We start from the raw sequence: 6,847 nt of genomic DNA, 5'->3' as shown, positions 1-6,847 counted from the left end.
CGCCGGCCAGGAGGTGGAGTACTTTAACACCAAACTGGAAAACGTGAAGGTGGTGAAGGTGAATCCGGTGATGCACGACGTCAAGGATCCGGCTTTCGAGAAGCATAACCATCTGGAGCAGATCGAGCTGCGCTACGAAAAAATCACCTGGACCTACAAAGACGGCAACATTATTCATTCCGATTCCTGGAATGAGCGCGCCACCGCGTAATTGCCCGTCATATTTCGCGCTGTAGCGGCGTTGGCTGCGTTCGCTCACCCCGGTCACACAGTTATCTGTGCTCCCGGGGGTTAATGAGGGACATCCATGTCCCTCACCGAAGGCAGCCTTTGGCTGTTCAAATTCGTTCCTGACGAATTTGTCACGACCTTGCCGCCTTGCTTCAACGCGAACTATTTAGAGCAACGGCCGACGGGCAGTAATTTTTGCCCGTTTTTTGCTGAGCGTCTGCGGTGCGGGCGTTGAGCAAAGAAACCCACAAACTGCCAGCCCGACCGTATGCGCTCTGGTCCCCTTAACGGGAAACAGCGAGGGGCGGTAGCGTGTCCAGGAACCGATAAAGAGAGAATCTCATGGAAAATTCAGCCCTCCTGTTACGTCGTCTTAACCCTTACTGCGCCCGGGCCATGGAAGGCGCGGCGTCCCTCTGCCAGAGCCGCGCGCACGCCGAAATCCTGCCGGAGCACTGGCTGCTGAAACTGCTGGAGCAGGGCGAAGGGGATCTCACCGTGCTGGCGCGTCGCTACGAATGGAATATGGACGCCATCTGGCAGGACTTACTGAGCTGGCTGGATACGCTCCCCCGCTCGGTACGCCAGCGCCCCCGACTTTCCGACAGCCTGATCCAGTGGTTACAAAAGGCCTGGCTGCTGGCGTCGCTGGCTGGGGAAGCGCAGATCCGCAGTCTGCATCTGCTGATGGCGCTGGTGGCTGAGCCCGGCCTGGTGCGCTGCGATGGCCTCTGGCCGCTGCTGACGCTGGAGCAGAGCCAGCTTGAGCACCTGCGCCCGCTGCTGGATTCGCAGTCCGAAGAGCGGCCGGACATGCAGCTGGAAGCGGAACTGGCGCAGCGTCACGGTGGTGAAGTTGAGTTTGTCGGTCGCCCGGCAGAGGCTGAAATTAAAGAGGGCGAACTGGATCCTGCCCTGCAAAACGCGCTGGATAAATTCACCATCGACGTCACCGCCAAAGCAAAGGAGGGAAAAATCGACCCGGTGTTTGGCCGTGATACTGAAATCCGCCAGATGGTGGACATTCTCTCCCGCCGCCGCAAGAACAACCCGATTCTGGTCGGCGAGCCGGGCGTGGGGAAAACCGCGCTGGTGGAAGGTCTGGCGCTGCGTATTGCCGAAGGCAATGTGCCGGAGAGCCTGAAGCCGGTATCGCTCCGCACCCTTGACCTCGGGCTGTTGCAGGCGGGCGCGGGCGTGAAGGGCGAATTCGAACAGCGTCTGAAAAACGTGATTGAGGCGGTGCAGCACTCCCCGGCCCCGGTACTGCTGTTTATTGATGAAGCCCACACCATTATTGGCGCAGGCAACCAGGCGGGCGGTGCGGACGCGGCCAACCTGCTGAAACCGGCGCTGGCCCGTGGTGAGCTGCGCACCATTGCCGCCACCACCTGGTCCGAATATAAACAGTATTTTGAGCGCGACGCCGCCCTGGAGCGCCGTTTCCAGATGGTGAAGGTTGATGAACCGGACGACGATACCGCCTGCCTGATGCTCAGGGGACTTAAATCCCGTTACGCTGAACACCACGGTGTGCATATCACCGATGATGCCGTCCGCGCAGCGGTCACGCTCTCCCGCCGTTACCTGACCGGTCGCCAGCTGCCGGATAAAGCGGTGGACCTGCTCGATACCGCGAGCGCCCGCGTGCGCATGAGCCTGGATACCGTGCCGGAACCGCTGACCCGGCTGAAAGCACAAATCACTTCGCTTGAAATGGAAAAGCAGGCGCTGCTGGAAGACATCGCCGTCGGCAATCAGACACACGGTGAACGCCTGACGGCGATTGAGCAGGAAGAAGTGCGCCTGACAGTGGAACTCGGCGAACTGGAGACCCGGTTCGGTCAGGCGTTGAAACTCACCGGACAACTGCTGGAGAGCCGCCAGGATATCTCCCGCCAGAGCGAAACCTATGAGCTGCAACAGCTACTGAATGAAATACAGCAAAACAGCCCGCTGCTCTCTGTCGATGTCGACACCCGCACGGTTGCCAACGTGATTGCCGACTGGACCGGCGTGCCGCTCTCTTCATTAATGAAGGACGAGCAGACGGAGCTACTGACGCTGGAAGGCGAAACCGGCAAACGCGTTGTGGGTCAGGACGTGGCGCTTAACGCCATCGCCCAGCGCCTGCGCGCGGCGAAGACCGGACTGACGTCAGAGAACGGCCCTCAGGGCGTGTTCCTGCTGGTCGGCCCGAGTGGTGTCGGTAAAACGGAAACCGCGCTGGCGCTGGCGGATGTGCTGTACGGCGGTGAGAAGTCACTCATTACCATCAATCTGTCGGAGTACCAGGAGCCGCACACGGTGTCGCAGCTGAAAGGCTCGCCGCCGGGTTACGTGGGTTACGGTCAGGGCGGTATCCTCACCGAAGCCGTACGCAAACGCCCCTACAGCGTGGTGCTGCTGGATGAGGTGGAAAAAGCCCACCGCGACGTGATGAACCTGTTCTACCAGGTGTTCGACCGCGGCTTTATGCGCGACGGCGAAGGGCGCGAAATCGACTTCCGCAACACCGTCATCCTGATGACTTCCAACCTCGGCAGTGACCACCTGATGCAGCTGCTGGAGGAGCAGCCGGATGCCAGCGAAAGCGATCTGCATGAGCTGCTGCGTCCCATCCTGCGCGACCACTTCCAGCCCGCGCTGCTGGCGCGCTTCCAGACGGTGATTTACCGTCCGCTGAGCGAGCCTGCCATGCGCACCATCGTGCAGATGAAGCTGGACCAGGTCAGCAAACGCCTGCATCGCCACTATGGCCTGAAAACCGACATCGGCGAGAGCCTGTATGACGCGCTGACCGCCGCCTGCCTGCTGCCGGACACCGGCGCACGTAACGTCGACAGCCTGCTCAATCAGCAAATCCTGCCGGTACTGAGTCAGCAACTGCTGACCCACATGGCGGCGAAGCAGAAGCCAGCCCTGCTGACGCTGGGGTGGAGTGAGGAAGAGGGAATTGCGATTGAGTTCAGCGCAGCCAGAGGAGAGGCATCATGAGTACAAACCCCGGAATCAGCTTCAGTCATAACCACCATCTGCTGGCGGTAAAAGGGTGTGAGCCGGAACTGGACGTGCTGGCCTTTGAAGGGCAGGAAGCCCTGAGTCAGCCTTTCCGCTACCGGGTGGAGTTCACCAGCGGTGACCATGCCATCAGCAAAGAAATGATGCTGATGAAGGCCGCCTCCCTGACGCTACAGACGCCCATCGACCAGGGGTTTGGCATCAGGATGCAGCAGCCGGTGCGGGTGATTCAGGGGGTGGTCACAGGCTTTGAGCGCCTCAGCACCTCAGAAGATGAAACCCGTTACGCCCTGACGCTCCAGCCACGCCTGTCCCTGCTCGACCGTTCGCACCAGAACGCCATCTATCAGGATATGTCCGTTCCGCAAATCGTTGAAAAAATCCTGCGCGAGCGCCACAACATGCGCGGCCAGGATTTTCTGTTCTCGCTTTCAAAAGAGTATCCCCGCCGTGAGCAGGTGATGCAGTACGGTGAGAATGACCTGCACTTCATCACCCGTCTGCTGGGCGAGGTGGGTATCTGGTTCCGCTTCACCACCGACACGCGTCTGAACATCGACGTGGTGGCGTTTTACGACAGCCAGCAGGGCTATGAGAAGGGCCTGACGCTGCCGTCGGTGCCGCCATCCGGGCAGCATTCGCAGGGTATGGACTCGGTGTGGGGAATGGAATGCCATCACCGCGTGGTGCAGAAGCAGGTCAGCACCCGCGACTACAACTACCGCCAGGCCACGGAAGATATGAACGTCCTGGTGGACGCGACGCGGGACGACACCACCACCTACGGCGATGCCTATCACTGGGCCGACAACTATCTGGCACCCGGCAGCGTATATGACCGCAATCCTGCACCGGAGTCCGGCGCGTTTTATGCCCGCGTGCGTCACGAACGCCACCTCAACGGGCAGACCCGGCTCAGCGCTGTCACCAGCTGCCCGGTGCTCTTCCCGGGGCAGGTGCTGAACGTCACCGGCGGCGATGAAGTGGCGGACGTGTTCAGTCAGGGCGTGCTGGTGACGGCGGTGACCAGCCACGCCCGCCGTGACCGGGATTTCACCGTGCATTTTGAGGGCATCCCGGACAGCACGGAATTTTGTTTCCGTCCTGAGCCAGGCAAGCGCCCGGTGATGGCCGGTACCTTACCGGCCCGCGTCACCAGTACCACCGAAAATGACACCTACGGGCATATCGATAAAGACGGCCGCTACCGCGTCAGCATGCTGTTCGACCGGGCTGACTGGGAAACGGGTTTCGAGAGCCTGTGGGTGCGGCAGTCCCGTCCGTATGCAGGGGATACCTACGGCCTGCACCTGCCGCTGCTGGCGGGCACCGAAGTGGCGATTGGCTTTGAGGACGGCAATCCGGACAGGCCCTATATCGCGGGCGTGCTGCACGACTCCGCGCATCCGGACCCCGTCACCATCCGCAACTACAAACGTAACGTCCTGCGTACGCCAGCGAACAACAAAATTCGACTCGACGATGAGCGCGGGAAAGAGCATATCAAGGTTTCCACGGAGTACGGCGGCAAAAGCCAGCTGAACCTCGGGCACCTGGTGGATGCGGAGAAGCAGAAGCGCGGGGAGGGTTTTGAGCTCAGAACCGACAGCTGGGGTGCGATACGGGCGCAAAAGGGGCTGTTCATCTCGGCGGACGGACAGGCGAAGGCGCAGGGCGACGTTCTGGCGATGGAGCAAGCGATCAGCCTGTTGAAAGGTGCGGTAAATCAGGTTGCAGAATGGGGGGGGCTTGCAAGGACCCACCAAAACTTCGCACCGGATGCACAACCCCTTCAGGCGCTTGTTTCAGGAGCCAGCGTACTCAAAGAACCGACTTTGTTAATGTCTGCGCCGAAAGGGATTGCCGCCGTCACACCGGAAACGGCAGTGGTGCATACAGGGAAAGGTTTGTACCTGCAAAGCCTGGGTGAAGTTAATCTCAACACGGCACAGCGCTATTCGGTCAATGCCAAACAGGCCATTTCGGTGATGGCACATCAGGAAGGCATTCGCCTGGTCTCTGCCAAAGGCCCGCTGGCGGTGGAATCCCACGCGGATACGCTGTCGCTCACATCAATGAAGGATGTCACGGTGCAGTCCACCCAGGGGCACCTGCAGCTGACGGCAAAGAATGGGATCACGCTTGCCTGCGGTGGCGCTTACATCAAGCTCACGCCACAGGGCGAAATCAACGTGCATGGTCCAGGCCTGTTAAGCCTCAAAGGGCAACATAAATTACAGGGCCCGGCGAGTGAGGATTATCCGTTGCCAGAATTGCCTTCGTCAGTATGCAAAGAGTGTCTGAAAAAGGCGCAGCGGCTGGCACAGGGCTTTGTGCCAAGGGAGGCATAAGTGAGCACGGCTCATATCACTGACTGGGTGAATCAGCTTCAGCAAACCTGCGCTGATATAAAAATGGCCCACCTTGATTTTATTCTCGACCAGTGTGGTATCGATTTTTCCGTCATCCCTGTACTGGGTGATTTTTCACCGCCTCTGGTATGGCGGTCTCTCTACCAGGGCTTGCCGGAAGATACCCTGCCTGAAGAGTCGCCGCTGTTAATCAGGATCTCTTTAAACGATCCTCAGCAGAAGCAGTGGTTTATTGAGCTGGCTCAGAAAGTACAAAAGACAGCCCCGCTGTTGGTGCTCTGTTCTCCCTGGCCTTTCACTACTCTGGCTGAATGGTTAACTGCCTGCACCGATGCGACACATGAGGGACGTGCAGGGCTGTTCAGATACTTTGATGCCCGTATTTTCCCTTATCTGTTTTCTCATATTCTGGAACCGGATCAGCAGGCCCAGCTGCAGCGTCCGGCACTGTTCTGGAGCTGGCTGGATCTCGACGAGAAGCCGGGATTGCTGATGGGGCAGGGAGCACAGCCCGCAATCAACGAGAAGTGTCAGAACATCGCTTTGCGCGATAGCCAGTTTGAAGCCCTGATGTGCATCTGCGACGTCAAGCTGATGCTTCGCCATCGGGATGTTCCCGATACTGGATTTGCCTCGCAGGATGAACGATTTACTGCCTGTTTCAACGGTATGCTCTCAGCCACCGCCAAAGGGATGATACTGGATAAAGAGCGCGAAGATTGGGTGATTGGGACCCTGACCGGACGGCCTTCAGCAGAAGTCTGAAAGTGGGATCATCAGGCTGCTCGCCTTCCGGAGGAGCAGCCAGAAAAGGAATGCAAAATGAAACTACGACATTACCTGGTGTTGTTGGGAGCTCTTCTTTTAATGGGCTGCATTCAGCCTTTGGCGACAGCGGGAACCATAGAAGCAGTCAACCACACCAAATGGGCAATCAACCATTTCAGCGTCGACGGTCAGTCGGGAATTGACATCATCGGGCCATACCAGGGCGGCGGGGGCGGCTGCTGCTATGGTGTGCCGGCGAAATGGCGACCGGGTATGACGGTGAGGGTGGATTGGGAAACGGGGGTGGGCGGATCAAAGGGTTTTCCAGGATTTGCAGATAGAGAGAAGTTCCAAAAATGGAAAAAAGAGATGCAGGCCCAGAATAAGCAGCACAGTATAATTGTACCGGTACCGGACTATACGGGGCAGGAAACCTGCGGGATCACGGTGCATTT

5 protein-coding genes are annotated in these 6,847 nt (G+C 58.9%); all 5 read left to right on the top strand.

Annotation, left to right across the window (positions count from 1 at the left end; translation table 11 throughout):
• Positions 1-211 (top strand): type VI secretion system tube protein TssD (tssD, locus tag AAH446_RS19490; protein ID WP_342908326.1); only part of this gene is annotated, 211 nt, incomplete at its 5' end.
• Positions 212-573: 362 nt separating this feature from the next.
• A complete protein-coding gene (gene tssH / locus AAH446_RS19485; protein ID WP_342908325.1) occupies positions 574-3,228 on the top strand; it encodes a type VI secretion system ATPase TssH in 2,655 nt (884 codons plus the stop codon).
• A complete protein-coding gene (locus tag AAH446_RS19480; protein ID WP_342908324.1) occupies positions 3,225-5,603 on the top strand; it encodes a type VI secretion system Vgr family protein in 2,379 nt (792 codons plus the stop codon). Before tssH ends, AAH446_RS19480 begins: the two co-directional genes overlap by 4 nt.
• Positions 5,604-6,389, top strand: a complete 786-nt coding sequence (locus tag AAH446_RS19475) for a DUF4123 domain-containing protein (RefSeq protein ID WP_342908323.1) — start codon at positions 5,604-5,606, stop codon at positions 6,387-6,389.
• Between the two features lie 57 nt (positions 6,390-6,446).
• The coding region (locus AAH446_RS19470) for a DUF3304 domain-containing protein (RefSeq protein ID WP_342908322.1) at positions 6,447-6,847 on the top strand (401 nt) is incomplete at its 3' end.

The sequence above is a fragment of the Erwinia psychrophila genome, assembly GCF_039023475.1.
Taxonomy (GTDB): Bacteria; Pseudomonadota; Gammaproteobacteria; order Enterobacterales; family Enterobacteriaceae; genus Erwinia.
Note: the sequence above shows the minus strand (reverse complement) of the source record. Positions and strands in the feature narration are given on the sequence as shown.